General features: G+C 64.9%; 27 protein-coding genes. 20 read left to right on the forward strand and 7 right to left on the reverse strand.

What is annotated here, in order from left to right:
- Positions 1 to 57: 57 nt before the first annotated feature.
- The 4 genes from ccoG to ccoS are packed head-to-tail and all read left to right on the forward strand — an operon-like array spanning position 58 to position 4,460.
- Positions 58 to 1,620: a cytochrome c oxidase accessory protein CcoG gene (ccoG, locus tag AC5STI_RS17565; RefSeq protein WP_495447566.1), complete on the forward strand. Its 1,563-nt coding sequence runs from the start codon at positions 58 to 60 to the stop codon at positions 1,618 to 1,620.
- A gap of 3 nt (positions 1,621 to 1,623) precedes the next feature.
- Positions 1,624 to 2,088, forward strand: a complete 465-nt coding sequence (locus AC5STI_RS17570) for a FixH family protein (RefSeq protein WP_495447567.1) — start codon at positions 1,624 to 1,626, stop codon at positions 2,086 to 2,088.
- Positions 2,089 to 2,093: 5 nt separating this feature from the next.
- The gene (locus AC5STI_RS17575; RefSeq protein ID WP_495447568.1) at positions 2,094 to 4,271 is read left to right on the forward strand and encodes a heavy metal translocating P-type ATPase; all 2,178 of its coding nucleotides are present in this window, start codon (positions 2,094 to 2,096) and stop codon (positions 4,269 to 4,271) included.
- Between the two features lie 30 nt (positions 4,272 to 4,301).
- Positions 4,302 to 4,460 carry a cbb3-type cytochrome oxidase assembly protein CcoS gene (ccoS, locus tag AC5STI_RS17580; protein WP_027235212.1) on the forward strand — a complete coding sequence of 53 codons (159 nt, stop codon included), beginning with the start codon at positions 4,302 to 4,304 and terminating at the stop codon, positions 4,458 to 4,460.
- Positions 4,461 to 4,693: 233 nt separating this feature from the next.
- On the opposite strand, the gene AC5STI_RS17585 is transcribed toward ccoS, so the two are convergent.
- The 3 genes from AC5STI_RS17585 to AC5STI_RS17595 form a co-directional block, all read right to left on the reverse strand.
- A complete protein-coding gene (locus AC5STI_RS17585; protein ID WP_495447569.1) occupies positions 4,694 to 6,307 on the reverse strand; it encodes a D-alanyl-D-alanine carboxypeptidase family protein in 1,614 nt (537 codons plus the stop codon).
- A 262-nt stretch (positions 6,308 to 6,569) separates the two neighbouring features.
- Positions 6,570 to 6,896, reverse strand: coding sequence for a hypothetical protein (locus AC5STI_RS17590; RefSeq protein ID WP_495447570.1), 327 nt, complete (start codon positions 6,894 to 6,896; stop codon positions 6,570 to 6,572).
- Between the two features lie 80 nt (positions 6,897 to 6,976).
- Positions 6,977 to 7,690 (reverse strand): HAD family hydrolase, encoded by a 714-nt coding sequence (locus AC5STI_RS17595; protein WP_495447571.1) that lies wholly within the window; start codon positions 7,688 to 7,690, stop codon positions 6,977 to 6,979.
- Between the two features lie 106 nt (positions 7,691 to 7,796).
- On the opposite strand from AC5STI_RS17595, the gene clpS reads away from it, so the two are divergent.
- The 5 genes from clpS to AC5STI_RS17620 all read left to right on the forward strand — a co-directional run bounded on the left by clpS (position 7,797) and on the right by AC5STI_RS17620 (position 11,928).
- Positions 7,797 to 8,120, forward strand: a complete 324-nt coding sequence (gene clpS, locus AC5STI_RS17600) for an ATP-dependent Clp protease adapter ClpS (RefSeq protein WP_261398630.1) — start codon at positions 7,797 to 7,799, stop codon at positions 8,118 to 8,120.
- Between the two features lie 12 nt (positions 8,121 to 8,132).
- Positions 8,133 to 9,122: a class I SAM-dependent methyltransferase gene (locus AC5STI_RS17605; RefSeq protein WP_495447572.1), complete on the forward strand. Its 990-nt coding sequence runs from the start codon at positions 8,133 to 8,135 to the stop codon at positions 9,120 to 9,122.
- Positions 9,123 to 9,204: 82 nt separating this feature from the next.
- The gene (locus AC5STI_RS17610) at positions 9,205 to 10,011 is read left to right on the forward strand and encodes an SDR family NAD(P)-dependent oxidoreductase (RefSeq protein ID WP_475049996.1); all 807 of its coding nucleotides are present in this window, start codon (positions 9,205 to 9,207) and stop codon (positions 10,009 to 10,011) included.
- A gap of 30 nt (positions 10,012 to 10,041) precedes the next feature.
- The gene (hemF, locus tag AC5STI_RS17615) at positions 10,042 to 10,935 is read left to right on the forward strand and encodes an oxygen-dependent coproporphyrinogen oxidase (protein ID WP_495447573.1); all 894 of its coding nucleotides are present in this window, start codon (positions 10,042 to 10,044) and stop codon (positions 10,933 to 10,935) included.
- A gap of 177 nt (positions 10,936 to 11,112) precedes the next feature.
- Positions 11,113 to 11,928 carry a glycoside hydrolase family 25 protein gene (locus AC5STI_RS17620; RefSeq protein WP_495447574.1) on the forward strand — a complete coding sequence of 272 codons (816 nt, stop codon included), beginning with the start codon at positions 11,113 to 11,115 and terminating at the stop codon, positions 11,926 to 11,928.
- 130 nt (positions 11,929 to 12,058) lie between these two features.
- On the opposite strand, the gene hemC is transcribed toward AC5STI_RS17620, so the two are convergent.
- A complete protein-coding gene (hemC, locus tag AC5STI_RS17625) occupies positions 12,059 to 13,018 on the reverse strand; it encodes a hydroxymethylbilane synthase (RefSeq protein WP_495447575.1) in 960 nt (319 codons plus the stop codon).
- Positions 13,019 to 13,203: 185 nt separating this feature from the next.
- Between hemC and hemE the strand changes: the two genes are divergently transcribed.
- Complete coding sequence (gene hemE, locus AC5STI_RS17630; RefSeq protein WP_495447576.1) at positions 13,204 to 14,238, forward strand: uroporphyrinogen decarboxylase; 1,035 nt, start codon at positions 13,204 to 13,206, stop codon at positions 14,236 to 14,238.
- Between the two features lie 63 nt (positions 14,239 to 14,301).
- Positions 14,302 to 14,469 (forward strand): hypothetical protein, encoded by a 168-nt coding sequence (locus AC5STI_RS17635; protein ID WP_495447577.1) that lies wholly within the window; start codon positions 14,302 to 14,304, stop codon positions 14,467 to 14,469.
- A gap of 2 nt (positions 14,470 to 14,471) precedes the next feature.
- On the opposite strand, the gene AC5STI_RS17640 is transcribed toward AC5STI_RS17635, so the two are convergent.
- Positions 14,472 to 15,569, reverse strand: coding sequence for a CaiB/BaiF CoA transferase family protein (locus tag AC5STI_RS17640; protein WP_495447578.1), 1,098 nt, complete (start codon positions 15,567 to 15,569; stop codon positions 14,472 to 14,474).
- Between the two features lie 46 nt (positions 15,570 to 15,615).
- Positions 15,616 to 16,476, reverse strand: a complete 861-nt coding sequence (locus tag AC5STI_RS17645) for a helix-turn-helix domain-containing protein (protein ID WP_495447579.1) — start codon at positions 16,474 to 16,476, stop codon at positions 15,616 to 15,618.
- Between the two features lie 104 nt (positions 16,477 to 16,580).
- On the opposite strand from AC5STI_RS17645, the gene pobA reads away from it, so the two are divergent.
- Positions 16,581 to 17,762, forward strand: coding sequence for a 4-hydroxybenzoate 3-monooxygenase (gene pobA / locus AC5STI_RS17650; protein ID WP_495447580.1), 1,182 nt, complete (start codon positions 16,581 to 16,583; stop codon positions 17,760 to 17,762).
- A gap of 41 nt (positions 17,763 to 17,803) precedes the next feature.
- On the forward strand, positions 17,804 to 18,715 hold the full coding sequence (locus AC5STI_RS17655) for a crotonase/enoyl-CoA hydratase family protein (RefSeq protein WP_495447581.1): 912 nt from the start codon (positions 17,804 to 17,806) through the stop codon (positions 18,713 to 18,715).
- A 241-nt stretch (positions 18,716 to 18,956) separates the two neighbouring features.
- On the opposite strand, the gene AC5STI_RS17660 is transcribed toward AC5STI_RS17655, so the two are convergent.
- Positions 18,957 to 19,631 (reverse strand): NAD(P)-dependent oxidoreductase, encoded by a 675-nt coding sequence (locus AC5STI_RS17660; protein ID WP_495447582.1) that lies wholly within the window; start codon positions 19,629 to 19,631, stop codon positions 18,957 to 18,959.
- 210 nt (positions 19,632 to 19,841) lie between these two features.
- On the opposite strand from AC5STI_RS17660, the gene AC5STI_RS17665 reads away from it, so the two are divergent.
- From AC5STI_RS17665 to AC5STI_RS17695, 7 genes are all read left to right on the forward strand, one after another.
- On the forward strand, positions 19,842 to 20,360 hold the full coding sequence (locus tag AC5STI_RS17665; RefSeq protein ID WP_495447583.1) for an SRPBCC family protein: 519 nt from the start codon (positions 19,842 to 19,844) through the stop codon (positions 20,358 to 20,360).
- A 121-nt stretch (positions 20,361 to 20,481) separates the two neighbouring features.
- Positions 20,482 to 21,441, forward strand: coding sequence for an ABC transporter ATP-binding protein (locus tag AC5STI_RS17670; RefSeq protein WP_495447584.1), 960 nt, complete (start codon positions 20,482 to 20,484; stop codon positions 21,439 to 21,441).
- Complete coding sequence (locus AC5STI_RS17675) at positions 21,438 to 22,199, forward strand: ABC transporter permease (protein ID WP_475050025.1); 762 nt, start codon at positions 21,438 to 21,440, stop codon at positions 22,197 to 22,199. Before AC5STI_RS17670 ends, AC5STI_RS17675 begins: the two co-directional genes overlap by 4 nt.
- A gap of 324 nt (positions 22,200 to 22,523) precedes the next feature.
- Positions 22,524 to 23,321 carry a S49 family peptidase gene (locus AC5STI_RS17680; protein WP_495447585.1) on the forward strand — a complete coding sequence of 266 codons (798 nt, stop codon included), beginning with the start codon at positions 22,524 to 22,526 and terminating at the stop codon, positions 23,319 to 23,321.
- Between the two features lies 1 nt (position 23,322).
- The gene (locus AC5STI_RS17685) at positions 23,323 to 23,496 is read left to right on the forward strand and encodes a hypothetical protein (RefSeq protein ID WP_490398461.1); all 174 of its coding nucleotides are present in this window, start codon (positions 23,323 to 23,325) and stop codon (positions 23,494 to 23,496) included.
- Positions 23,493 to 24,461: a calcium/sodium antiporter gene (locus tag AC5STI_RS17690; protein ID WP_490398462.1), complete on the forward strand. Its 969-nt coding sequence runs from the start codon at positions 23,493 to 23,495 to the stop codon at positions 24,459 to 24,461. The genes AC5STI_RS17685 and AC5STI_RS17690 overlap by 4 nt, the downstream gene beginning before the upstream one ends.
- A gap of 33 nt (positions 24,462 to 24,494) precedes the next feature.
- Entirely contained in the window at positions 24,495 to 25,271 is a 777-nt protein-coding gene (locus AC5STI_RS17695) for an SDR family oxidoreductase (RefSeq protein ID WP_495447586.1), read from the forward strand.
- Positions 25,272 to 25,539 lie beyond the last annotated feature (268 nt).

The following is a 25,539-nucleotide window of genomic DNA, read 5'->3' on the forward strand; positions in this document are numbered from 1 at the left end:
TCCGGCACTTTGCATCTGTGACAAGGGCGCCAGACAGCCACAAGACGGAGAGAGTCCGTGAGCGATTCCAACCCAGCCCCGAGCCTGTACGCCGCCAGGGAACCGATTTTCCCCCGGCGCGTCTCCGGACCCTTCCGGAACCTGAAATGGTACATCATGGCGGTGACGCTGGGGATTTACTATCTGACCCCTTGGATCCGCTGGGACCGCGGGCCGTCGCTGCCGGATCAGGCGGTGCTGCTGGATCTGGCGAACCGCCGGTTCTATTTCTTCTGGATCGAGATCTGGCCGCACGAATTCTACTTCGTTGCAGGGCTCCTGATCATGGCGGGGCTGGGGCTGTTTCTGTTCACCTCTGCCCTGGGCCGGGTCTGGTGCGGCTATGCCTGCCCGCAGACCGTCTGGACCGACCTGTTCATCCTGGTGGAACGATGGATCGAGGGCGACCGGAACGCCCGCCTGCGCCTGCACCGGCAAAAGAAAATGGATTTCCGCAAGGCCCGCCTGCGGGCGACCAAATGGGTGGCCTGGTTCCTGATCGGGCTGGCCACCGGCGGCGCCTGGGTGTTCTATTTCGCTGATGCGCCGACGCTTGCCTATGACCTGGTGACGCTGAACGCGCATCCCATTGCCTACACCACCATGCTGGTGCTGACCGCGACCACCTTCCTGTTCGGCGGCTTCGCGCGCGAACAGATCTGCATCTATGCCTGCCCCTGGCCGCGCATCCAGGCGGCGATGATGGATGAGGATACGCTGACCGTCGGCTACCGCGAATGGCGGGGCGAGCCGCGCGGCAAGGGCAACGTCCGCCGCCGCAGCAAGGCCGAAGCAGAGGCGGCCGAACAGGCAGCTCAGGCGGCGGGTCCCGGCCAGGCGGCTTATGCCGGCACGCCTTACCCGGGCCTCTCTCCGGAAGCCGACCCCACTGCCGCGACCGGTACAGCCGAAGCCGCAGGGCCCGGTGACTGCATCGACTGCATGGCCTGTGTGAACGTCTGCCCGATGGGGATCGACATCCGCGACGGCCAGCAGATGGAATGCATTACCTGCGCGCTGTGCATCGACGCCTGCGACGACGTGATGGCCAAGATCGGCAAGCCGCGGGGCCTGATCGACTATATGGCGCTGTCGGATGAGGCGCAGGAGCGTGAGGGTAAACCGCCCAAGAACATCTGGAAGCACATCCTGCGGCCGCGCACCATTATGTACACCACCATGTGGTCGCTGGTGGGCTTGGGGCTGCTGTTTGCGCTGTTCATCCGCTCCGACATCGAGCTGACGGTGGCGCCGGAACGCAACCCGACCTATGTGACGCTGTCCGACGGCTCGATCCGCAACACCTATGACGTGCGCCTGCGCAACAAGCATGGCGAAGACCGTGTGTTCAAACTCTCGATCAAGGGCGATCCGGCGATGCGTTTGCAGCTGGAAGGCACGGTCTATCATTCGGTGAATGTGCCGGCCGACACCGCGCTGCTGCAACGGGTCTACATCGTCGCTCCCAAGGGTTCCGTTCCCGCGCAGACAGACACCAGCCCGGTTCGCATCTGGGTCGAGGATCTGATAAACGGGGAACGCGCCCACAAGGACACCAGCTTTAACGGCAAGGGGAATTGAGCCATGGCCAAGCGCGAGCGGGAATTTACCGGCAAGCACGCATTGATGCTGTTCGGCGGCGCCTTTACGGTGATCATCGGGGTGAATATCGCCCTGGCCGTGAACGCGGTGAAAACCTTTCCGGGGCTGGAGGTGAAGAACTCCTATGTCGCCAGCCAGGAGTTCGATCAGCGCCGAAGTGCGCAGGAGGCGCTGGGCTGGTCGGTCTATGCGTCCTCTGCGGGCGATCAGGTCAAGTTGGAGATCACCGATGCCGATGGCAACCCCGTGGAGGTGGCCAAGCTGAGCGCCACCCTAGGCCGGGCAACCCATGTGAAGGACGACCAGCAGCCGGAATTCACCTTTGACGGCCAGGCCTATGTGGCGCCGGCCGATCTGGGTCCGGGCAACTGGAACATCCGCATGGTGGCCCGGGCCAAGAACGGCACCGAGTTCACCCAGCGTGTGATCCTGCATGTGAAAGGCTGACCGCCATGACCGCCCAGCTCCGTCCCTCGCTTGCAGCCTGTCCGGCCTGCGTTGCCGCCCCGCATGACAGTGCAGAGCAGGCCCCAACCGAGGCGCGGCTGGCGCTGTCGCTGCCAGGTATCCATTGCCAGGCCTGCATCTCAGCGGTGGAGCGGGCGCTGAATGCCCATCCCGGCATCCATTCGGCGCGGGTGAACCTGACCCTCAAGCGCGCCCTGATCGAAGCTGACCCCGAAATCCGCGCAGCTGAATTGATCCCGGTGCTGGAAAGCATCGGCTACGAGGCGCATGAGCTTGACCTGGCGGCGCTGGCAGCCACGCAGAGCGACAAGGCGGGCCGCGACCTGCTGATGCGGCTGGCGGTAGCGGGCTTTGCCTCGATGAACGTCATGCTGCTGTCGGTGTCGGTCTGGTCCGGCGCCTCGGACGCGACCCGGGACATGTTCCACTGGATTTCCGCCGCGATCACCTTCCCGGCGATCATCTTCTCCGCCCAGCCGTTCTTTGCCAATGCCTGGAGCGCGTTGCGGGTCAGGCGGCTCAACATGGACGTGCCGATCGTGCTGGCGCTGGTGCTGGCGCTGGTGACGTCGCTGTGGGAGACTTTCCTGTCCGGCGAGCACGCCTATTTCGATGCCGCCCTGACCCTGACCTTTTTCCTGCTGGCAGGCCGCTACCTGGACTACCGCACCCGCGCCGTGGCCCGTTCCGCGGCTGAGGAGTTGGCGGCGCTGGAGGTGCCACGAGCGATCCGGCTGCTGGATGGGGATGAATACGAGGTGCCGGTGGCCGATCTCGCCATCGGCGACCTGATCCTGGTGCGCCCGGGCGGGCGGATGCCGGTGGATGGCGAAATCGTTGCGGGTCAGTCGGAACTGGACCGCTCGCTGCTGACGGGCGAGACGCTGCCGGTCTTTGCCGCACCGGGCTTGGCGGTCTCCGCCGGTGAAGTCAACCTCACAGGCCCGCTGACCATCCGCGCGACCGCGGTGGGCGAAGACACCTCGCTGCACCGAATGACCGATTTGGTCGCCATCGCGGAATCGGGCCGCTCCCGCTACACCTCGCTCGCGGACAGCGCGGCCAAGCTCTATGCACCGGGGGTCCACATCCTGTCGGCGCTCGCCTTTGCTGGCTGGTATCTCTACACCTTCGACATCCGCACGGCGCTGAACATCGCCGCCGCGGTGCTGATCATCACCTGCCCCTGCGCGCTGGGCCTTGCGGTTCCGGCAGTAACCACCGCCGCCTCGGGCCGGCTGTTCAAGAAGGGCATGCTGATCAAGCACGCCACCGCGCTGGAGCGGCTGGCGGAGGTGGACACCGTTGTGTTCGACAAGACCGGCACGCTGACCGCAGGCACGCCGGAAGTCACCAACCTGGGCGATCATGCCCGCGCCGATCTGGAAATTGCCCTTGCGCTGGCCGAAGGCTCCTCGCACCCCCTGTCGGTGGCTCTGTCTCGCGCCGCGCGGGAGGCCGGGGTCAAACCGGCCGCAGTGCAGGAGATCACCGAGGTCCCGGGCTACGGCGCCGAAGGCTTGTACCGCGGCAGCCGTGTCCGGCTCGGCAGGGCGGCCTGGGTCGGCGCGGAGCAGGGCAGCCAGACCGTGGCCTGGCTCGACAGCGGGGCAGAGGCGGCCAAAGCCTTCCTGTTCACCGATGCCTTGCGCCCCGGCGCGGCGGAGGCTGTGCAGGCGCTGAAGGAGGCGGGCAAAGACGTGCTGCTGATCTCCGGCGACACCACCGGCGCGGTCGAGGATCTGGCCCGGCGTCTGGGCATCACCAAATGGGTGGCCGAGGCACTGCCTGCCGATAAATCCGCCCGGGTGCAGATTCTGTCGGATCGGGGCAAGAAGGTGCTGATGGTCGGTGACGGCCTCAACGACACCGCAGCCCTGGCGGCGGCGCATGTGTCGGTCTCCCCGGCCTCGGCGCTGGATGCGGCGCGGGTGGCCTCCGACATCGTGCTCTTGGGCCAGGACCTTGAGCCCATAGCCGAGGCCTGCGGCGTGGCGCAGAAGGCCACCCGCCGGATCCGCGAGAACTTCCGAATTGCCACGCTCTATAACGTGATCGCGGTGCCGCTGGCGGTGGCCGGGCTGGCCACGCCCTTGATTGCGGCGCTGGCGATGTCTACCTCTTCCATTACCGTCTCCCTCAACGCGCTCCGGCTGCGTTGAGGGCGGGCCTGCAATCACGGAACCGACCCCATGAGCGTCCTCACCTACCTGATCCCGATTTCCCTGATCCTCGGCGCGGTGGGTCTGGCGGCTTTCATCTACACGGTGCGCAGCAACCAGTACGATGACCCCGAAGGCGACGCCCGCCGCATTCTCAGCGACGAGTGGGACGACAAGCCCAAGCCCTGATCGGCTATTCCCCCAAAAACTCCCGCCCCTGCAGGTGCCCTGGCTGAGGCCAGCGCCCCTTGGCGGCGCTGGGCGTGGCACCGCGCCATGTGCGGTGCCACGCCCAACGGGAGGAGGGGTTTTCGCCAGAAAAGCCTGACGACGGGCGGGAGCCGCCGGCTGATGCTGGATGCAAGACATGAAAAAAGGCGCCGCAAGGGCGCCTCTTTGCTGCTGGTCTCAGGTTGAGCTGGTTACGACGGGCCGATCGGGTTGCAGGTCACGTTGCGGGCGTTCAGGCGGCGGCAGGCCAGTTCCGCCTGCTCCTGGCTCATGCCGAGGAAATTCGCCTCAAACCCGCGGCGGGTCTTGGCCACCTTGCGCAAGGACCCGTCCAGCGTTTCCAGCTCCGAAAGAGCGGTTCGCAGCAGCACCTTCTCAGCCTGGTAGCGGCTGGTGTACAGGCCAACATTGATACCCCAGTAACGCCCGCCCGACGTGGACAGGCGGGTCACCACAACCGGTTCCGGCTCCGGAGAGGCCTCTGCCAACGCCAGGCTCACCGGGCGGGCAACGGGCCGAAGGCCGGTAAAGGGCACCTGCTGCACAGCTGCGATGACCGTGGCGGCCGCAGGGGTGTCCAGGGGCGCTGGTTCTGCCTTCGCTTCGGCCAGCGCAACGGCAATGCTGTCGCGTACGGCATCCCGCTGCAAGGCGCCTTCCGCGCTGACGGTCTGCACATTCTCGATCTGCTCCCCGGCGGCCTCCGTCTCCGCCGCCGCCAGGTCTTCCGCCGGCGGCGTCTGCAGCGCTTCTTCAAGGGCTGCCACCAGCACCGGCGACTGGCTGGCGCCCGGCCGCAGTTTCGGACGCAGGCTGGCCTCCACCTGGCCGCTCACCCGGATGGTCTTGCCGGCAACCCCGTGCGAGGGGCCGTCATTGGCATCGGCCACCACCACATTGCCAGCCCCCTGATAGGCGGGCCGCTGCGGCTTGCGCAGCGCCGCGCGCGAGGGGGCCCGGCGGAAGCCGAGGTCCAAGAGCTCCGCAACCTTGGCATTGCGCGAGGTGGTGGACTTGCCGCCGAACACGGTGGCGATGATCCGCTCGTTGCCGCGCTTGGCCGAAGCCACGAGGTTGAAGCCTGCCGCCCGGGTATAGCCGGTTTTAATCCCGTCCGCGCCGCGGTAGGCGGCCAGCAGACGGCGGTTGGTATTGGGGACCTCGCGGATGCCCGCATGGGTCGAGCGGCGCGAGAACAGGTTGTAATACTCCGGGTAGTCATACAGCAGATGCCGCCCCAGCGTGGTCATGTCGCTGGCGGTCGACAGATGCCCGCTGGCGGTCAGGCCATGCGCGTTCTTAAAGGTGGTGCGGGTCATCCCCAGCGCCTTGGCGGTGCGGTTCATCCGGCGGGTAAAGGCGGCCTCGGAGCCCGACAGCGTCTCGCCGATGGCGGTGGCCGCGTCATTGGCGGATTTCACCGCCGCGGCGCGGATCAGATAGCGGAAGGCAATCCGCTGGCCGGACCTCAGCCCGAGTTTCGAGGGCGGTTCTGCAGCGGCGTTGCGGGAAATCTTCACCTTGGTGTCCAGGGTGATTTCACCGTTCCGTACCGCCTCAAACGCGATGTAGAGCGTCATCATCTTGGTCAGCGAGGCCGGGTGCAGCCGGGTGTCGGCATTGCGCGAATGCAGCACCTCGCCGGTCCGGGCGTCAATCACCATTGCCGCATAGGGCGCGGCCTCTGCCCGCTGCGGCGCCAGTCCCAGCGCCAGAATTGCCAGAAGAAAACCCGCCGCTGCCCAAAGGATTCGGGTGCGGAAATACCGGCCAGGCGCCGGATTGACCTGCGTGATCACTGCCATGTTTGCCTCATGCCGCCGGTTTTCCGGCTGACGTTTCTGCCTGTAAGCAAAAGCGTAACACAGGGTTTATGAGGAATAAACAGCAGCGAAACGGGCAAGTCGGGAGCAGCTGTTAAGCACTGCCGGCATTTAGTGGGCTTCGTTTGCAGGGCCGCTAGATGCAGCATGTCCTAACAAAAGGTTACTAAAAAAACTTGCAATCACATAGTTAAAAAACGTCCCGGAACAGGTCATAAGGCGGGCGGGAATGGCTCCTGAGCCCCTATCCAGCGTGAAAATTGGTCACATAGAAGGGGGTGGAATAGCTGAGGCCAAGCGAGAACTCGCAGGGCTGGTGCAGCTGCTCCTTGATACGGGCCTCTAGATCCGCCAGCAGCGCTCTGGAAAACGACTCGCCCCGGTGCGGCTTGCTCAGCAGCGCGACGCTGATCGCGATATGGGTGTGGTGGTGCTGATCCGCGGGGTAGGCCCGGCCCTTGCAGGCACCGGCACCGCTGTCGTGCTCCAGAATAACGGCCTCGATCGCGGCGAGGATAGACGGTGCGTCGATCTCCAGATCGCTGGAGTATTTCAGCTCGGCGTGCGGCATGTCCCGGTGTCTCCCTTGCGTATTGGCAAAGGGATAGCGGCCCTGGGCGGGGACGTCCAGCACCCGCACGGGCAGGGCGGTCAGCCGAGGCCCTCGACCAGATCCGCCAGCCCGCCGAGGTCCTCAATCTCAGTATAACGCGGGCTGTGGTCCGGGGCGTCGGCGTGCTCCACCTCCCAGACAAGCCCGTGCGGCACATAGGTGCCCCAGCCGCCGGCCTCGATCACCGGCACCACGTCCGAGCGCATCGAGTTGCCGACCATCATCGCGCGCGCAGCACCGTCGCCGTGGCGGGCGAAGATGTCCAGATAGACCTCAGGCGTCTTTTCCGAGACCACCTCAACCCCGTCGAACAGCTCGCCCAGGCCGGATTGCGCCAGCTTGCGCTCCTGGTCCAACAGGTCGCCCTTGGTGATCAGCACCACCTTATAGCGCCCGGCCACGGCCTCCACCGCCTCGCGCGCATGGGGCAGCAGCTCGATCGGGTAGGACAGCATCATTTGGCCTGCGGTGATCAGCTCCTTGATTACGGCGCCCGGCACCCGCTCCTCGGTGACGTCAATTGCGGTTTCGATCATTGACAGGGTAAAGCCCTTCACCCCGTAGCCATAGCGTCCCAGGTTGCGCTTCTCTGCGTCCAGCAGCCGCCGTTCCAGCTGCTCCGGGCCGATGTCATCCGGGGTGTGATCCATCAGCAATTCGGCGAATCTTTCCTGGGTGACGCGGAAGAACCGTTCGTTGTGCCAAAGGGTATCGTCGGCATCAAAGCCGATTGTTGTCAAATTACGTGTCAATCTGCGGGTCTCAGTCTCTTTTCCTGAACAGGATAGAGGCTATATAAGCGTCACAGGAAATTCCATGCATCACTGGATCAAATTGCTTATGCCGCTGCAGCCCATAATGATGACGGATCATTCAGACGACGATACCGAAGCTGGTGTCCTGACCAAGACGCGCCCCAAGACCAAACGCCCGCCGCGCTACAAGGTTCTGCTGCTGAATGACGATTACACGCCGATGGAATTCGTCGTGATGGTTCTGGAACGGTTCTTTGGCATGACCCACGCGCAGGCGTTTGAGATCATGCTGACGGTGCACAAAAAAGGCGTGGCCGTGGTTGGCGTGTTCAGCCACGAGGTTGCCGAGACCAAGGTGGGCCAGGTGATGGATTTCGCCCGCCGCCACCAGCACCCGCTGCAGTGCACCATGGAAAAAGAAGAATAAAGAGGCCCTTAGATGTCCGTACGCTTGTCCCTGGCCGCCCAATCGGGCGGCTTTGCTGTGCCGTCCGAAGGCCGCATCGCCGTCTTCCACCCGCGCGCAGAACATGACCTGTCGGCGCTGCCCAAGGCGCAGCTGCTGATCGTGCAGCCGTTCCGCCCCGACCACGATCATTTCGCCGGGCAGGGCTATGATTGCGTTCCGGTGCCGGAGGCCGGGGCCGAATACGCTGCCGCCGTGGTCTTCCTGCCGCGGGCCAAGGCACTGGCGCGGATGCTGGTGGCGCAGGCCGCCGCTGCCACCAAGGGCCAGGTGCTGATCGACGGCGCCAAGACCGAGGGCATCGATTCGGTCCTGAAGGATCTGCGCAAGCGCTGCGAGCCTTCGGCGCCGGTCTCCAAGGCGCACGGCAAGGTGTTCTGGATCGACGGCGGCACAGATCTGTCCGACTGGCTGCCCGAAGGCCCGCAGCAGGTTGAGGGCTTCATCACCGCTCCCGGCGTCTTCTCGGCGGATGGCATCGACCCGGCCTCCCGCATGCTGGCGGCAGCGCTGCCGCAGAAGCTGGGCCGCTGCGTGGCCGACCTGGGCGCGGGCTGGGGGTATCTCTCGGCGCATGTGTTGAAGCATGAGGGCGTCGAAGAACTGCACCTGGTGGAGGCAGACCATGCCGCGCTGGCCTGTGCCCGTCTCAATGCCGCGGATCCGCGGACGCAGTTCCACTGGGCCGATGCGCGGACCTGGAAGGCGCCAGGCGTGGTAAACACCGTGGTGATGAACCCGCCGTTCCACACCGGCCGCGCGGCGGAGCCGTCGCTGGGTCAGGCCTTCATCGGCGCGGCCGCCGCGATGCTGGCACCCAATGGCAGCCTGTGGATGGTGGCCAACCGGCACCTGCCGTATGAGACCGCGCTGGCAGAACGCTTTGCCCAGGTGCGCGAGGAGGGCGGCGACAACCGCTTCAAGATCCTGCACGCCGCCAGGCCGAAACGCGGGCGCAAGTAACCGCGCGCCGCGGTGAATGCCGGTTTCCAAACCGGCAGGCGCGGTCTAACGTGCGGCCCGAAATGCCTTAGGGAGTGCCCAAATGTCCTTTTCCATCTCCGGCAAGACCGCGATTGTGACCGGTGCCTCCAGCGGTATCGGCCTGGCCATCGGCAAGCAGTTCGCCGATGCCGGCGCCAATGTGATGTTCGCCGACACGCAAGAAGCGCAGCTGGTGGCGGAGCTGGGTGAGCAGGCGGACGAAAGCAACATTCGCTATTTCGCCGGCGATCTGCGCGAGCGGCTGACCATCGCCAACCTGCTGTCGGCCACCATCGACGCCTTTGACGGGGTGGACATCCTGGTGAACGGCGCCCGCCAGATGGTCGCCACCGACCCGCTGGACCCGGCGGACGAAACCCTGGACCAGCTGATGACCCAAAGCCTGCTGCCCACCATCCGCCTGTCGCAGCAGGTCGCCAAGCGGATGATCAAGCAGGGCGAGGAAAACGAGGATGATGACGGCCCGCTCGGCAGCATCATCAACCTCTCCTCCATCGCTGCGCGCCGGACCCACCCCGACCTGATGGCCTATTCGATCGCCTCCGCGGCGCTGGACCAGGCGACCCGTTCCTTGTCGGTGGCGCTGGCGCCGCACCGGATCCGGGTGAACTCGATTGCCTTCGGCTCGGTGATGAGCGCGTCGATGCAGACCACGCTCAAGGACAACCGCAGCTACCGCCAGGATATCGAGGCGCACACGCCGCTGGGCCGCATCGCCTCCCCCACCGAACTGACCGAGACGGCGCAGTACCTCGCCTCCGACGCCTCCAGCTTCATGACCGGCCAGGTGCTGACGCTGGACGGCGGCCGCACGCTGCTGGATCCGGTGGCGGCGCCGGTCCACTGATCCGCCGGCACACTAAGGGAAAGACTTCGCATGACAGCTGAGATGAAAGAAGAAAAAGCCCGGGCCGCTGCCTGGTTCCGGGAATTGCGCGACCAGATCGTTGCTGCGTTTGAGGCGCTGGAAGACAGCCACAGCGAAGGCCCTTTCTCCGGCATGGAGCCGGGCCGGTTCGAGGTGACGGAGACCAAGCGCACCTCGGACGACGGCTCCGACGCGGGCGGCGGGCTGATGAGCGTGATGCGCGGCGGCCGGGTGTTCGAGAAGGTCGGCGTGAACATCTCCGAGGTCTATGGCACCCTGGGCGAGCGCGCGCAGGCAGCAATGGCGGCGCGCAAGGGCATCCCGGGGATGAAGGACGATCCGCGCTTCTGGGCCTCGGGCATCTCGCTGGTCGCCCATATGCGCAACCCGCATGTGCCGGCCGTGCACATGAACACCCGCATGTTCTGGACCCCGCACGCCTGGTGGTTCGGCGGCGGCTCGGACCTCAACCCCTGCATCGAATACGATGAGGACACCGCGCATTTCCACGCGACGCAAAAGCAGCACCTGGACCCGCACGGGGCAGACCAGTACCCGCGGCTCAAGGCCTGGGCGGATGAATACTTCTATATCCGCCACCGCAAGCGCGCCCGCGGCGTCGGCGGCATCTTCATGGACGACCAGAACTCGGGCGATTGGGCGGCGGATTTCGCCCTGACCCAGGACATCGGCCGCGCCTTCCTGCCGGCCTTCGTGCCGCTGGTCGAAAAGCGCCGGGTGCAGGAATACTCAGAGGCCGACAAGGACGCCCAGCTGATCCACCGCGGCCTCTATGCCGAATACAACCTGGTCTATGACCGCGGCACCAAGTTCGGGCTGGAAACCGGCCATGACGCCAACGCGGTGCTGATGAGCCTGCCGCCCCTGGCCAAATGGGTCTGACCCCGCCCAGCCTTTGACACTGCCAGCGCGCCGCCCCCAAAGCGGCGCGTTTTTCTTTGGCGGATTTCTGCTGACAGCCTGTCCCGGCGCGCGACTTTGCGCCTGCCTGCGCTAGAGTGAGACCGAGCAGGCAAAGATAACAGCAGTTTTTACAAGTCGAGGCAGGGAGCACATCACATGCGCAGACTGGTTCTTGGGGCATTGGCATTGGCACTGGCAGCAGGCTGCGGCAGGCCGCCGGACAGGGAAGCAAACAGTCCGCAGGTCACCCGCACCGAACCCGCCAATGCGCGGCTGGCGGGCCTCTCCACCTATCCCCGCTTCGGCGACCGCGACCCGCACGACTGGGAAGGCCGCAAGCCCTGGTCCTACCCGGTCCACGGCATCGACGTCTCCCGCTACCAGGGCGATATCGACTGGCACAAGGTGCGCCGCTCCGGCGTGTCCTTTGCCTATATCAAGGCAACCGAGGGTGGCGACCATACCGATGCCAAGTTCCGCGACAACTGGCGCGGGGCGCGCGCAGCGGGTATGAAACGCGGCGCCTATCACTATTATTATTTCTGCCGCCCAGCGGCGGAGCAGGCGCGCTGGTTCATCCGCAACGTGCCAAAGGACACAAATGCGCTGCCGCCAGTGCTGGACATGGAGTGGAACCACCGCTCCCGCACCTGCCGTACGCGGCCTGACGGCGCCACGGTGCGGGCCGAAGCACGCAAGTTCCTGAACATGCTGGAGCGCCACTACGGCAAGCGCCCGGTGGTCTACACCACGGTGGATTTCTACCGCGACACCGGCATCGGGCGGCTCAGCGGCACCGAGTTCTGGCTGCGTTCCGTCGCGGGCCATCCGCAGAAGGTCTACCCGGGCAAAAGCTGGAGCTTCTGGCAGTATTCCGGCACCGGCCAGGTTCCTGGCGTCGCGGGCGACGTGGATCTGAACACCTTCCGCGGCAGCCCGGAAAGCTGGCTCAGGTGGTCCGGGCAGATCTAGCGGAGTCTGAAAGGGCGCTTTGCCCCCTCGCGCCACCGGCGCTCACCCCCAGGATATTTTCAGCCAGATGAAGACCGGATCCTTCATTCATCTGGCCCCAAATATCCCGGAGCGCGAGGCAAAGCCTCGCTCAAGCCCTCCAGTCAAAGAACCCCTTGCCGGCCTTCTCCAAGAGCTTCGCCGCCATTTCACGGCCCAGCTCCGCACCGTCTTCAATGGGGCAGGTCTGATCATCACTGATTGATTCCGAGCCATCCGGCCGCAGCACCTCGCCGCGCAGGCGCAGGGTAGTGCCGGCGAGCTCCGCCAGGCCGGCAATCGGCGTCTCGCAGGAGCCGTCGAGCGCCGCCAGGAACGTCCGTTCCGCCGCCAGCCGCTGGCCGGTTTCACCGTCATGGATCGCCGCCAGCATCTCCGCTGCGCGGTTGTCATCAGCGCGCCGCTCGATGCCGATCGCGCCCTGAGCCACCGCGGGCAGCATGTCGCTGGTCTCAATCGCAGTCGCGGGCACATCGTCCATGGCCAGCCGGTTCAGCCCTGCCATCGCCAGGAATGTGCACTCCGCCACGCCCTCGGACAGCTTGCGCAGCCGGGTCTGCACATTGCCGCGGAACTCCACCACCTTCAGGTCCGGGCGGCGGTTGAGCAGCTGCGCCCGGCGGCGCAGCGAGGAGGTGCCGACCACCGCGCCCTCGGCCAGATCATGCAGCGATGTCAGCGATGGCGAGATAAAGGCATCGCGCACATCTTCCCGAGGCAGATAGGTGCCCAGCAGCAGCCCCTCCGGCTGGGCAACCGGCATGTCCTTCATCGAATGCACCGCGATGTCGATGGCGCCCGACAGCAGGTCCTCTTCGATCTCCTTGGTGAACAGCCCCTTGCCGCCCAGCTCTTTCAGCGGCTTGTCCGCCGCAATCAGCGCCTGATTGTCGCCGGTGGTCTTGATCACCACGATCTCGAACGCCTCCTGCGGAAGATCGAAAGCGGCAGCCAGACGGCTGCGGGTCTCATAGGCCTGGGCCAGCGCCAGCGGCGATCCGCGGGTGCCGATCTTCAGGGGCGAAGCGGGGGAGGGCAGGGTCAGTGTCATGAAAGAAGCCATAAATCAGTTTGCGCCCCGGTGGAAACCGGTTTTTGCGCATCTCCCACGGGGGCCGCGCGCGGACTTTGACATAGGACAAGGCGCGTTTGCCCGGGGCGCGGCAGATCGCCCCTGCTCTTGACATTCGCCCTCGCAGGCGTGACCTCAAGGGGCGAATGATAGTGAGGATGACCATGGCCGGACAAAAGAAGCTGCTGCGCGCATTGGCGGGTGAAAAACAGGATGTGCCGCCGATCTGGATGATGCGCCAGGCGGGCCGCTATCTGCCGGAATACCGCGCCACCCGGGCCGAGGCCGGGGATTTCCTGTCGCTCTGCTACAATTCCGACCTGGCCGCCGAGGTGACCCTGCAGCCGATCCGCCGCTACGGCTTTGATGCCGCGATCCTGTTTGCCGATATCCTGCTGGTGCCGCAGGCGCTGGGGGCCGACCTGTGGTTCGTGACCGGCGAGGGCCCGCGGCTCTCCACCATCACCACCGAAGCGGATTTTGCCAAGCTGGGTCCGGCGTCCGATATCCACGAAACGCTGAACCCGATCTATGAAACCGTTCGCATCCTGTCGCGCGAACTGCCGCCTGAGACCACGCTGATCGGCTTTGCCGGCGCGCCCTGGACCGTGGCCACCTATATGATCGCAGGCCGTGGCACCCCGGACCAGGGGCCTGCGCACGCCCTTCGCGAAGAAAACACCGCCCTGTTCGAGGCGCTGCTGGCGCGGATCACCGAGGCGACCATCGATTACCTCTCCAAGCAGATCGAGGCCGGCGCCGAAGTCGTCAAGATTTTCGACAGCTGGGCCGGCTCGCTGAAGGGCGAGGCGTTCCAGAAATACGCGCTGGAGCCCTGCCGCCAGATCACCCAGGCGCTGAAGGAACGCCACCCGGGCATCCCCGTCATCGGCTTCCCGCGCGAGGCGGGCGAGAATTACGTCGGCTTTGCCAAGGCGACCGGAGTGGACTGCGTGGCGCTGGACAACTCGGTTGATCCGGTCTGGGCTGCCGCCAATGTGCAGGTGGACGGCTGCGTTCAGGGCAACCTGGCCTCCCGCCACATGGTGACCGGCGGGCAGGAACTGGTCGATGAGACCCGCCGCATCGTCGAGGCCTTCAAGAATGGCCCGCATATCTTCAACCTGGGCCACGGCATCACCCCGGACGCAAACCCGGACAATGTGCAGCTGATGATTGATACGGTCCGCAACGGCTGATCTTGTGTTATCCATGAAGATGCGGCAATAGCCGCATCTTCGGATACATCCAGAGGTCTCACGATGGACTACAGCAGAATGGGCGGCGCCCGCATGGGCAGCAACAAACCCCGTCATTCGGAACACAATGCCAAGGGCACCAAGAAAAACCCGTTTGGCAAGCAGGCGGACAAGGCCGAGCTGCTCAAGCGGATGAAGGCCGCTGCCGAAAGGGCCAAGAAAGAGGGCTGACCCTACGTCTGGTTCAGTTCTGCCAGGATGTCCTCCGTGTGCTGGCCGCGCCGGGGGATCTCCGGCGGCGCCCACTCAGGCTGGGTGGAAAACCGCGGGGCAGGGGCGGCTTGCAGCACGCCCTGGTCTTCAACCCAGGTGCCGCGGACGTTCATCCCATGCGCCTTGGCGTCCTCCGGGTTCAGCACCGGGGCGACGCAGGCATCGCTCCCCTCGAACAGTGCCGCCCAGTGGTCGCGCGGCTGGCTGGCAAAGATCCCAGCGAGGCGGCCGGTCAGCGCGGGCCATTTGGTTGTGTCGAACTGCTGCTGAAACTCCGCGTCCTCCGTCAGCCCCAGCTTCTCCAGAAACAGCGCATAGAACTTGGGTTCCAGGCATTGCACCGAGACATGGCCGCCGTCCGCGCAGGCATAGGTGCGGCTCCAATGCGGTCCGTCGAGCAGGTTTGCTCCACGTGTGACGCCAAAGTTCCCGGCCTGGCGGATGCTCATCAAGAGGTTCATCATATGGGCTGAGCCGTCATAGATCGCGGCATCAACCACGCAGCCTTCGCCGCTGGACTGCGCCTTGAGAATGCCCGCCAGCATTCCCGCCACCAGATACATCGCGCCGCCGCCGATATCTCCGACCAGCGTGGCGGGCGTGAGCGGCACGTCGCCGGGGACGGAGGCGTACCACAGTGCGCCCGACAGCGAGATGTAATTGAGGTCATGCCCGGCCGCATGGGCCAGCGGGCTGTCCTGGCCCCAGCCGGTCATCCGGCCATAGACCAGGCCTGGGTTCACCGCGTGGCAGTCTTCGGGACCCAGCCCCAGACGCTCCATCACACCGGGGCGGAAGCCCTCGATCAGGCCATGTGCGTTTTTGGCAAGTTTCAGGAACGTCCCGGCATCGGCTGGGTCCTTCAGGTCCAGCGTGATCGACCGCTTGCCGCGGTCCAAAAGCGAGCTTTCCGGCATCCCCGGCGTACGGCCCGGTGTACGGGGGGTGTACGGGCGGTGCACGCAGATCACCTCCGCCCCGAGGTCGGCCAGTGTCATCGCGGCAAAGGGGCCAGGCCCCAGGCCTTCGACCTCCAGAATGCGGATCCCGTGCAGCATTTTGCGCTCCTTTTGCGATGGCCTGCAAGCGCCAGTCTGCTCCGGCTCAGCCGCTTCCGGCAAGCTGCTGGCGGAATTTCCGTGGCGGCATTCCGGTGCCCCTGGCAAACATCCGGCTGAAGTGCGCAGGATCGTTGAAGCCCAGTTCATAGGCGATCTGCGCCGCGGTCAGGTTGGTATAGATCAGCAGCCGCCGCGCCTCCCGCAGCACCCGGGCGCTGACCAGCGCCGAGGCCGGCTGGCCGGTGGCCTGATGCGCGATCCGGTTCAGATGGGTCGGTGACACCGCCAGCTCATCCGCGTATTCCGCCAGCGGGCGGCGCAGGCGAAAGTCGCGCTCAACCAGCGCCTCGAACCGGGAGAACAGCGTGCTGTGCTGCGCTTGCGCAGAAGCGTCATGGCTGGCGGCGATGGCACGCGCAGCCGCTGCGGTGAGCGAAAGCGCCAGCCCGCGCAGCATCTGCGCCCGGCCGAAGTCCCGGCGGCCATATTCGCTGAAAAGCTGCTCTGCCAGGTCCTGAAGGCCGTCCGGCAGCGGCAGCACAGTAGGCAGATCCAGCAGCGCCCGCACCCCTTCGCCGGGTGTCAGGTTCTGGTCCAGCAGATCGGAGGTCAGAGTGGTAACCCAGCCGCCGGTACCGCTGCCAAACCGGAACCCATGCACCACGCCGCGGGGCACATTGATCAGGCAGGGCGGAGCCAGCCCATGTTTGTTTCCGTCAAGATCAGCCTCTCCCTCCCCGCTGATCAGCACCAGCAGCTGTTGCAGTCTCGCGTGCCGATGCGGCCGCAACTCCCAGTCATGCAGCTCAGATCTGGTGCGGATTGTCTCGATATGCAGCACATCTGCCAATTCAGCGGTTTCGCCAAACAGGTTGTAGCTGTCGATGCGGAGGGCTGTTTGCATGTGCGAAATATACAAGAAATGGCGCGCTTGGTCCATTCTCAAAAGCCGGTGGCAAGCGCATAATTCCCCTCGCACGAATGCATGAAACGATCAGGGGAACGCGCATGTCCACGCATCAGACGCAGGTTGTCATCATCGGCGGCGGCCCTTCGGGGCTGCTGCTGTCGCAGCTTTTGCACCGCAAGGGGATCAGCTCGATCGTGCTGGAGAAGCACACGCGGGCGCACGTGCTGGGCCGGATCCGGGCAGGCGTGCTGGAGCATGGTTTCGTCAATCTGATGCGCGAAGCGGGCTGCGGCGAGCGCATGGACCGCGAGGGCGAGATCCACGAGGGCTTCCATATTGCCCATCAGGGGCAGCTGGACCGGATTGATCTGGCCAAGCACACCGGCGGCGAGACGGTGATGGTTTATGGCCAGACCGAAGTGACACGTGACCTCTATGAAGCGCGCGATGCCATGGGCGGGGAGGTGATCCATGAAGCGCAGAATGTGCAGCCCCAAGCGCTGACTGAGACCCGTCCTCACGTGACTTGGGAGCAGGGCGGAGAGGCGCAGCGGGCCGAGTGCGACTTCATCGTCGGCGCCGATGGCTTTCACGGGGTCAGCCGCAAGTCGATCCCGGCGGATGTGCTGAAAGAATATGAGAAGGTCTATCCCTTTGGCTGGCTTGGGGTTCTGTCGGAAACGCCGCCGGTGGCGGAGGAGCTGATCTATGCGCGGCATGAGCGCGGCTTTGCCCTGTGCTCGCTGCGCAGCCGGGTGCTGAGCCGGTATTACATCCAGGTGCCGCTGACGGACCGGGTGGAGGATTGGAGTGATGCGGCGTTCTGGCAAGAGCTGAAGCGCCGTTTGCCGGACGCGGTCGCGGCCGGCCTGCAGACCGGCCCGTCGATCGAGAAGTCCATCGCCCCGTTGCGCAGCTTCGTGGCGGAGCCGATGCGCTATGGCAACCTGTTCCTGGCAGGCGACGCCGCCCATATCGTGCCGCCCACCGGTGCCAAGGGGCTGAACCTGGCGGCGTCGGATATCCATTACCTCTATCATGGATTCCTGGATCACTATCTGAAAGGCGAAAGCGCGGGGCTTGATGCCTATTCGGAAAAAGCGCTGGCGCGGGTCTGGAAGGCGGAGCGGTTCAGCTGGTGGATGACCAATCTGCTGCACCGGGCGCCGGAGGGCAGCGAAACGGATCTGCGGCTGCAGCGGGCGGATCTGGACTACCTGTTCTCCTCGGATGCGGCGCAGGCGTCGCTGGCGGAGAATTACGTCGGGTTGCCATACTGACAGGCAGCCGCCTGGCCGACTAACGCTGCGTCGGCCCGGCTATGCGGGGCGTGCGGCCTGTGGTCTCCTTTGCGCAGCAGAGGAGGAAACCCATGCAGACAGTCCTGTATGAGAAAGACGGCCGGATCGCGCGGATCACGCTGAACCGGCCCGAGGTGATGAATGCCATCAATGACGAGTTGCCGCGGGAGCTGGCCGCGGCGGTGGCGCAGGCGGATGCGGACCCGCAGGTGCATGTGATGGTGCTGTCCGGCGCGGGCAGAGGGTTCTGCGCGGGCTATGACCTAACTTATTACGCCGAAGGGAACGGCAGCGGCGAGGTGACCCAGCCGATGCCCTGGGACCCCATCAAAGACTACCGCTTCATGTGGGAGAACACCCAGTCCTTCATGTCCCTGTGGCGGGCGGCCAAGCCGGTGATCTGCAAGGTGCACGGCTTTGCGGTGGCGGGCGGGTCGGACATTGCCCTGTGTGCGGATCTCACGATCATGGCCGAAGATGCGGAGATCGGCTACATGCCCGCGCGCGTTTGGGGCTGTCCGACGACGGCGATGTGGGTCTACCGGCTGGGCGCGGAGCGGGCCAAGCGGATGCTGTTCACCGGCGACCGGATCAGCGGCAAAGAGGCGGCGGAAATGGGGCTGGTGCTGAAAGCGGTGCCTGCGGAACAGCTGGACGATGCGGTTGAGGAAATGGCGGCGCGGATGGCCACGGTGCCCGTGAATCAGCTGGCGATGCAGAAGCTGGTGATCAATCAGGCGATCGAGCAGACCGGGCTGATGCAGACCCAGCGGCTGGCAACGATCTTTGACGGTATCACCCGGCACTCGCCGGAGGGGCTGAATTTCAAGGCGCGGGCGGAAGAGGCTGGCTGGAAGCAGGCGGTGCAGGAGCGGGATCAGGGCACTTTCGACTGGACCGCAAACGAGGAACTCCCCAGACGCAACCGCTGACCGGAGCCAAGGGGGGGGGGCTCCCGCGCCTCTGCCATGCATCGCGGATGCAAGGCAACGCCTTGGGCCCGGCGCCGTGCTGATGCACGGCGCGGTGCCTCTCTGGAGCCGGGTTTTCTTTCAGGCCCTCCCAGGAAGGCGGATTGTTTCTGCGCGAAGGCGTTCCAGCGCAATCGCAGCGCGCAGAGCGCGCTGCCCGCCCCCGCCCTGGCGGCCGGCTGACGCCGCCCAAGGCCCGGCGTCAGCCGGCCGCCAGGGCGGGGGCGGGAGTGCCCCAGGCCACTGTCAGTCTCTGGAGGCCGCCGCGCGGGTTTTCGGCCAGGTCCAGCAATGCCGCGCCGAAATCGGCAAAGGAGATCTGAGAGACACCCGCATCGTCGGTCAGCAGCGTGTCGGTGCCAAAAATGTACTGGCCGGTTTGCGGCCCCTCTGTCAGCAGTGCAGGTGGGCGCAGGCAGGTCCATTCCGTTCCGGTTTCCGCTTCCAGCAGCGCGTCCTGCTCCGCGCAGGCCTCCGCAATAAGGCGTGAGCTCTCCGGCAGGAAACCCGGCGCGCTCAGTACCGTGTGGCCGCTGTCATCCGCCAGCTTCAGCAGCGCGGCACCGCCAGTGACCAGGACGGGAATGCTCGCGTTCCGTGCCGCCTGCACCGCGGCGCGGGTCAGGGGTATCAGGTCGGACTCACGGCCGGCGGGCGGCCGCAGGGCGCTAATGACGAGATCGTGACCCTCTGCGGCGCCGGTCGCGGCTTTTGGGTTCGCCAGCAGATCCAGCGGAAGCGGAGTGACCAGAGGGCTGGTTGCCGTGAGGGCCGATGGGTTCCGGGACACGGCAGTGACTTGGTGGCCGCGGTGTGTTGCGGCTTTGACTGCTGCGCTGCCCACATCGCCGGTGGCGCCGAAAATGATGATCTTCATTGGGGTGCTCCTTTTTTATCTTGATGGCGAGATATATATTATAAATCTTGATATCAAGAGAAAATTCCTCATGTTGAGGTACGGCAGCGCCGACGGGCGAAGGGCTCCGGCGCTGCCGCGCCTGGCCTGCGGCCTTTGTGGCTTGGCAGGCGGAGGCTGGACGGCTAGGTCTGAAGGCAACAGCAAAGCCGTATCAGGGAGGCCCAGCCTATGCAGATGAGTGACCAGAAGGAAATCGCCGCCGATCCGGCAACCGTCTATGCGGCGCTGCTGACCCCTGAAGTGCTGCAGGCCTGCGTGCCTGGCGCACAGGAGGTGAAAGGCACGCCGGAAGAGGGTTTCGAGGCCGCCGTCACTCAGAAGGTCGGCCCGGTTAAAGCCACCTTCAAGGGGCAGGTCACCCTGTCGGATATGGTGGAGAACGAGAAGCTGACCATCAGCGGCGAAGGCAAGGGCGGGGCGGCAGGCTTTGCCAAGGGCGGTGCTACAGTAACTCTGGCGCCTTCGGAGACCGGAACGCTGTTGTCCTATGACGTTGAAGCCAAAGTCGGCGGCAAGCTGGCGCAGCTGGGCAGCCGCATCATCGACGGTTTTGCCAAGAAGATGGCGGACCAGTTTTTTGCCAACCTGCAGGCGCATCTGGCGCCGGAAGAAACGGGCGAGGGCGGCGATGCACCGGACGAGGGCGAGAAGAAAGGCTGGCTCAGCAGGGTGACGGGCCGCGGCTGAAAACAGCCGCTCTCTGCACAGGCGCACAGGCCAATCTGCGGCCCAATCTGCGCCACAGGGCTGGCAGATGCGGCACGCCGCCGCTAGGGTGGCCGGGATTTGAGACCATCCCGGAGGCACCATGCCGGCCATTCTGTCCATCCGCGATCTGCGCAAAGTTTACGACGGCGGTTTCGAGGCGCTGAAAGGCGTCTCGCTCGATATTGAGGAGGGCGAGATCCTGGCTCTGCTCGGCCCCAATGGCGCCGGGAAGACGACCTTGATTTCAACTGTTTGCGGCATCACCACCGCATCCTCAGGCCGCGTCAGCGTGGGCGGTTTCGACAATGTCTCCCAGTTCCGTGCGGCACGGGCGCTGATCGGGCTGGTGCCGCAGGAGATCACCCTGGAGCCCTTTACCAAGGTGCTGGACACGGTCACTTTCTCCCGCGGTCTGTTCGGCAAGGCGGCCGATCCGGACCTAGTCGAGCAAACCTTGGGAAAGCTGTCGCTGTGGGAGAAGCGGGACAGCCGTATCATGGATCTTTCGGGCGGCATGAAGCGGCGGGTGCTGATTGCCAAGGCGCTGGCGCATGAGCCGCGCATCCTGTTTCTGGACGAACCCACAGCGGGTGTCGACGTGGAACTGCGCAAGGATATGTGGGAGATCGTCCGCGAGCTGAAGGCGGACGGGGTCACCATCATCCTTACAACGCACTACATCGAAGAGGCCGAGGCGATTGCCGACCGGATCGGCGTCATCACTGGCGGTGAGCTGCTGCTGGTCGAGGAGAAAGACCGGCTGATGGCCCGGATGGGGCAGAAGCAACTGGAAGTGCAGCTGACCGATCCGGTCAGGGAAATCCCCGAGGCGCTGTCGCAGCACAATCTGCAGCTGGTCAACGGCGGCGGCGGGCTGCTTTACACCTATGACACGCGGGCGGAACGGACCGGGATCACAACGCTTTTGAACGATGTGGCCCAGGCCGGGCTGGTGCTGGCGGATGTGCAGACGCGTGAGTCCAGCCTGGAAGATATCTTTGTCGGCCTTGTCTCCGGCGGGCCGGCGGCTAAGGCCTCAGCATCGGGAGGCGCATCATGAACTGGACCGCGGTTGCCACCATCTACAAGGCCGAAATGGCGCGGTTCTGGCGCACTTTTTTGCAAAGCTTCATCTCGCCGGTGCTGTCCACCTCGCTGTATTTCGTGGTGTTCGGCAGCGCCATCGGCAGCCGGATCCAGGAGGTCGACGGGGTCGAATACGGCGCCTTCATCGTGCCGGGGCTGGTGATGCTGTCAGTGATCACCCAGAGCATCTCCAACGCCTCCTTCGGGATCTATTTCCCGAAATTCATCGGCAACATCTATGAAATCCTGTCAGCGCCCATCAACTTCCTGGAAGTTGTCGCGGGCTTCGTCGGGGCGGCGGCCACCAAGTCGCTGTTCATCGGTGTGGTGATCCTGTGTACCGCCTCGCTGTTCGTGGACCTCTCGGTCCAGCACCCGGTTGCGATGGTAGCGTTTCTGGTTCTGACCTGCCTCAGTTTCTCGCTGATGGGATTCATCATCGGCATCTGGGCGGGGAATTTCGAGCAGCTCCAGCTGGTGCCGCTCTTGGTGGTGACGCCGCTCGTGTTCCTGGGCGGCTCGTTCTACTCGATTTCGATGCTGCCGCCGGTGTGGCAGACCATCACCCTGTTCAACCCGGTGGTCTATCTGGTGTCGGGCTTCCGCTGGGCGTTCTTCGGCCAGGCCGATGTGCCGGTGCTGCTGAGCCTCTGTGCCATTGGCGGATTTACCCTCGCCTGTATGGCGGTGATCTGGTGGATCTTCAAAACCGGCTGGCGCATCCGGGCCTGATCCGGCGCGCAGCGCAGCAGGGGAGGGCTCCCGCCCGCTCAGGACGCCCGGAGGGCGCCCCTCCCGGTTGGGCCCGGCAGGCTGCGCGTGCCCGGTGTTGCGCTCGTGGCTGGTGTCAAGCGCCGCGCCAGCGCGGCGCCCGGCCCAACGGGAAGGCTGCAGCTGCAAGCTGCTGACCTGACGGGCGGGAGTACTGCTGGCGGTGTTAACCCGATGTAAACCAGCGTTGCATTTATGCCCGCGGAAGTGCGGTTTTTGCGTTTCACCGTAAATCCCCGGGCAGCGCACCTTGTTTCACCCCGGGCGGCCCTCTACATCGGCGCCATGAGATTTCGCCTGCCTTTCCTGAAAAGACAGCCGCTGGTGGCGGTATTGCGCCTGAATGGTGCCATCGGAATGCCCGGCCGCGGATCGCTCAGCGACGCCGCTCTGGCCCCGATCCTGGAGCGTGCCTTCCGCAAGGGCAAGCCCGCCGCCGTCGCGCTGGAGATCAATTCCCCCGGCGGCTCGCCGGTGCAAAGCTCGCTGATCGGTGCCCGCATCCGCCGCCTGGCGGAAGAGCTGGACATCCCGGTCTATGCCTTTGTCGAGGATGTCGCGGCCTCCGGCGGCTACTGGCTGGCGGCTGCTGCGGATGAGATCTGGGCCGATGCCAGCTCGGTGCTCGGCTCGGTCGGAGTGATCTCTGCCGGTTTTGGTGCCCATGTGCTGCTGGCTCGCCAGGGCGTGGAGCGCCGCGTCTATACCGCTGGCGAAAGCAAATCCATGCTGGATCCGTTCCGGCCGGAAAACCCCGAAGACGTGCAGCGTCTCAAGGTGATCCTGAACGACATCCACGCCAATTTCATCGACCATGTCACCGAACGCCGCGGCACCAAGCTGAAAACGGATGAGAACCTGTTCACTGGCGAAATCTGGCTGGCGCGGCGTGCTGAAGAGCTGGGGCTGATCGACGGTATCGGACACCTGAAGCCGAAGATGCAACAGCGCTATGGCGAGAAGGTCCGCTTCCGCCGCTACGGCCTGAAGAAGCCGTTCTGGAGCCGGTTCGGCATGCAGGTTGCCCAGGACGCGCTGGCCGGGATCGAGGAGCGTGCCGAGTACGCGCGTTTCGGGCTCTGACGTGCTGTTCAAGATCGTAGCCCTCTTCCTGGCGGTGATGGCCGTGCTTGCGATGTTCGGCAAGCTTCGGTTTCCCGGCCAGAAGCAACTGAATTCCAGGCGCTGCCCGTCCTGCGGCCGTTTCAAGATCGGCAAGGGGCCGTGCGCCTGTAAAAAAGGAGATCGTGGCAAATGATGCCATGGCTGTATTCGGCGCTTGGTTTGGTGATCCTGCTGCTGGCGGGCGACGCACTGGTGCGCGGTGCGGTGAACCTCAGCCTGCGGCTGGGGGTACCTGCGCTGATCGTCAGCCTGACCATTGTCGCCTTTGGCACTTCCGCGCCGGAACTCCTGATTGCGATCAATGCGGTCTACGAGGGGGCCGACGGTATTGCGATGGGCAATGTGGTCGGCTCCAACACCGCCAACATCCTGCTGGTGCTTGGCATCCCTGCACTATTGCGGGCGCTGCACACCAGCGAATGCAGCACCCGCAGGAATTATGTCTTCATGCTGGGGGCCTCGGTCCTGTTCATCGGCCTCGCCTTCAGCGGCACCTTCACCTACTGGTCGGGCCTGATCCTGCTGACCGCGCTGGCCGGTGTGCTGGGCGTGGCGTTCCGCGACGCCCGCAACCATCGGCGCAACGGCAATGGTAATGGCAACAGCTGCGCTGGGGATCCGGACCTGGAGGAGATTGAAGAGGCCGACCCGGACATGCCCTATTGGCGCGTCGGCACCTATCTGCTGCTGGGCCTGGTCGGCCTGCCGCTGGGCGCTGATCTTCTGGTCGACAACGCCTCGATCATCGCCCGCCTGTACGGCATCAGCGAAACCGTGATCGGCCTGACATTGGTGGCGATAGGCACCTCGCTGCCGGAGCTGGCCACCACCGTGATGGCCGCGCTGCGCCGCCAGGCGGATGTGGCGCTGGGCAACGTGATCGGCTCCAACATGTTCAACCTTTTGGCCATCATCGGCATTGCGACCTTTGTCGGCCCGATCAGTGTCGATCCGGAGTTCCTGCAATTCGACCTCTGGGTGATGCTTTCGGCCTCGCTGCTGCTGATCCCCTTCGTCTTCTTCAAGCAGGACATAACCCGGATCTGGGGCGTCATTCTCAGCGCGCTTTATCTGGCTTATATGTCCGTCCTGTTCTAACTCTATGCCGGCAGCGGCAGCAGGGAGGTGCAGATGCGGGCATTGGTGACCGGAGCGGGCAGGCGGCTGGGCCGGGCAATGGCCTTGGAACTGGCGGCCCGCGGCCATGACGTTGCCGTTCACTACGCAACCTCTGCGCAGGACGCCGAAGATACTGCCGGTGAAATCCGCGCTATGGGCCGCCAGGCGGTGTTGCTGCAAGCGGACCTCCTGGATTATGGCCAGGCCCAGGCGCTGCTTCCGCGCGCGGCAGAGGCGCTGGGCGGGCCTGTCACATGTCTGGTGAACAATGCTTCGGTGTTCGAGCATGACACGCTGGCCAGTGCCACACGGGACAGCTGGGACCGGCATCTGAACAGTAACCTGCGGGCCCCCTTCGTGCTGCTTCAGGCGATGGCGGCGCAGGACGTGCCGCTGGAGCGGGACGCCCGCGGCGAGCCGCGCGCCTGGGGACTGGCGGTCAACATGATCGATCAGCGGGTGCGCAAGCTGACGCCGGACTTCATGAGCTACACCCTGGCGAAATCGGCGCTCTGGACTCTGACCCGCACCGCGGCACAGGCGCTGGCTCCGCAGATCCGCGTCAACGCTATCGGCCCGGGCCCGACCCTTCAGGGGCCGCGGCAGAGCGCCGGCCAGTTTGCCCGCCAGCGTCAGGCCACAATCCTGCAGCGCGGCGCTGATGCGGAAGATGTCACGGCGGCGCTGGCCTATTTGCTGCAGGCAAGGGCAGTGACCGGCCAGATGATCTGCGTGGATGGCGGCCAGCACCTGGCCTGGCAGACCCCGGACAGCGATGGGCTGGAGTGACGCATACCGGTCTAAAACTGTTGCTTCCCTTGCAAGTTTTGCACCGGCGCACATGCCGTCGCGGAAACGTTACAAAAGTGCCTTTATTTTCAGAACCTTGACAGGCGCGTTGAAAAATAACGCACCAAATCAGAGCCTTAACAATGTGCCTAATTATTAAGCATTCGTCCAAAACCAGTCTGAAATAAGGAAAAACGCGGGATAGCCCAAAGATATCTCCGTAGTTATCCACAGCTTCCGTGGATTTTCCCGCTCTTGATCCGGACAG

The sequence above is a fragment of the Leisingera sp. CC-HEC096 genome, assembly GCF_059429235.1.

Coding starts and splice junctions, on each gene's coding strand:
- AC5STI_RS17570 (WP_495447567.1), top strand. CDS start 1,624: ATGGCCAAGCGCGAGCGGGAATTTACCGGCAAGCACGCATTGATGCTG.
- AC5STI_RS17575 (WP_495447568.1), top strand. CDS start 2,094: ATGACCGCCCAGCTCCGTCCCTCGCTTGCAGCCTGTCCGGCCTGCGTT.
- hemC (WP_495447575.1), bottom strand. CDS start 13,018: ATGACACTGACCCTGCCCTCCCCCGCTTCGCCCCTGAAGATCGGCACC.
- AC5STI_RS17690 (WP_490398462.1), top strand. CDS start 23,493: ATGATGCCATGGCTGTATTCGGCGCTTGGTTTGGTGATCCTGCTGCTG.
- AC5STI_RS17660 (WP_495447582.1), bottom strand. CDS start 19,631: ATGAAGATCATCATTTTCGGCGCCACCGGCGATGTGGGCAGCGCAGCA.
- ccoS (WP_027235212.1), top strand. CDS start 4,302: ATGAGCGTCCTCACCTACCTGATCCCGATTTCCCTGATCCTCGGCGCG.
- AC5STI_RS17605 (WP_495447572.1), top strand. CDS start 8,133: ATGTCCGTACGCTTGTCCCTGGCCGCCCAATCGGGCGGCTTTGCTGTG.
- AC5STI_RS17645 (WP_495447579.1), bottom strand. CDS start 16,476: ATGCAAACAGCCCTCCGCATCGACAGCTACAACCTGTTTGGCGAAACC.
- AC5STI_RS17590 (WP_495447570.1), bottom strand. CDS start 6,896: ATGCCGCACGCCGAGCTGAAATACTCCAGCGATCTGGAGATCGACGCA.
- AC5STI_RS17585 (WP_495447569.1), bottom strand. CDS start 6,307: ATGGCAGTGATCACGCAGGTCAATCCGGCGCCTGGCCGGTATTTCCGC.
- hemE (WP_495447576.1), top strand. CDS start 13,204: ATGGCCGGACAAAAGAAGCTGCTGCGCGCATTGGCGGGTGAAAAACAG.
- AC5STI_RS17670 (WP_495447584.1), top strand. CDS start 20,482: ATGCCGGCCATTCTGTCCATCCGCGATCTGCGCAAAGTTTACGACGGC.
- AC5STI_RS17675 (WP_475050025.1), top strand. CDS start 21,438: ATGAACTGGACCGCGGTTGCCACCATCTACAAGGCCGAAATGGCGCGG.
- AC5STI_RS17665 (WP_495447583.1), top strand. CDS start 19,842: ATGCAGATGAGTGACCAGAAGGAAATCGCCGCCGATCCGGCAACCGTC.
- pobA (WP_495447580.1), top strand. CDS start 16,581: ATGTCCACGCATCAGACGCAGGTTGTCATCATCGGCGGCGGCCCTTCG.
- AC5STI_RS17610 (WP_475049996.1), top strand. CDS start 9,205: ATGTCCTTTTCCATCTCCGGCAAGACCGCGATTGTGACCGGTGCCTCC.
- AC5STI_RS17655 (WP_495447581.1), top strand. CDS start 17,804: ATGCGGGGCGTGCGGCCTGTGGTCTCCTTTGCGCAGCAGAGGAGGAAA.
- AC5STI_RS17695 (WP_495447586.1), top strand. CDS start 24,495: ATGCGGGCATTGGTGACCGGAGCGGGCAGGCGGCTGGGCCGGGCAATG.
- clpS (WP_261398630.1), top strand. CDS start 7,797: ATGATGACGGATCATTCAGACGACGATACCGAAGCTGGTGTCCTGACC.
- AC5STI_RS17635 (WP_495447577.1), top strand. CDS start 14,302: ATGGACTACAGCAGAATGGGCGGCGCCCGCATGGGCAGCAACAAACCC.
- AC5STI_RS17640 (WP_495447578.1), bottom strand. CDS start 15,569: ATGCTGCACGGGATCCGCATTCTGGAGGTCGAAGGCCTGGGGCCTGGC.
- AC5STI_RS17680 (WP_495447585.1), top strand. CDS start 22,524: ATGAGATTTCGCCTGCCTTTCCTGAAAAGACAGCCGCTGGTGGCGGTA.
- AC5STI_RS17620 (WP_495447574.1), top strand. CDS start 11,113: ATGCGCAGACTGGTTCTTGGGGCATTGGCATTGGCACTGGCAGCAGGC.
- hemF (WP_495447573.1), top strand. CDS start 10,042: ATGACAGCTGAGATGAAAGAAGAAAAAGCCCGGGCCGCTGCCTGGTTC.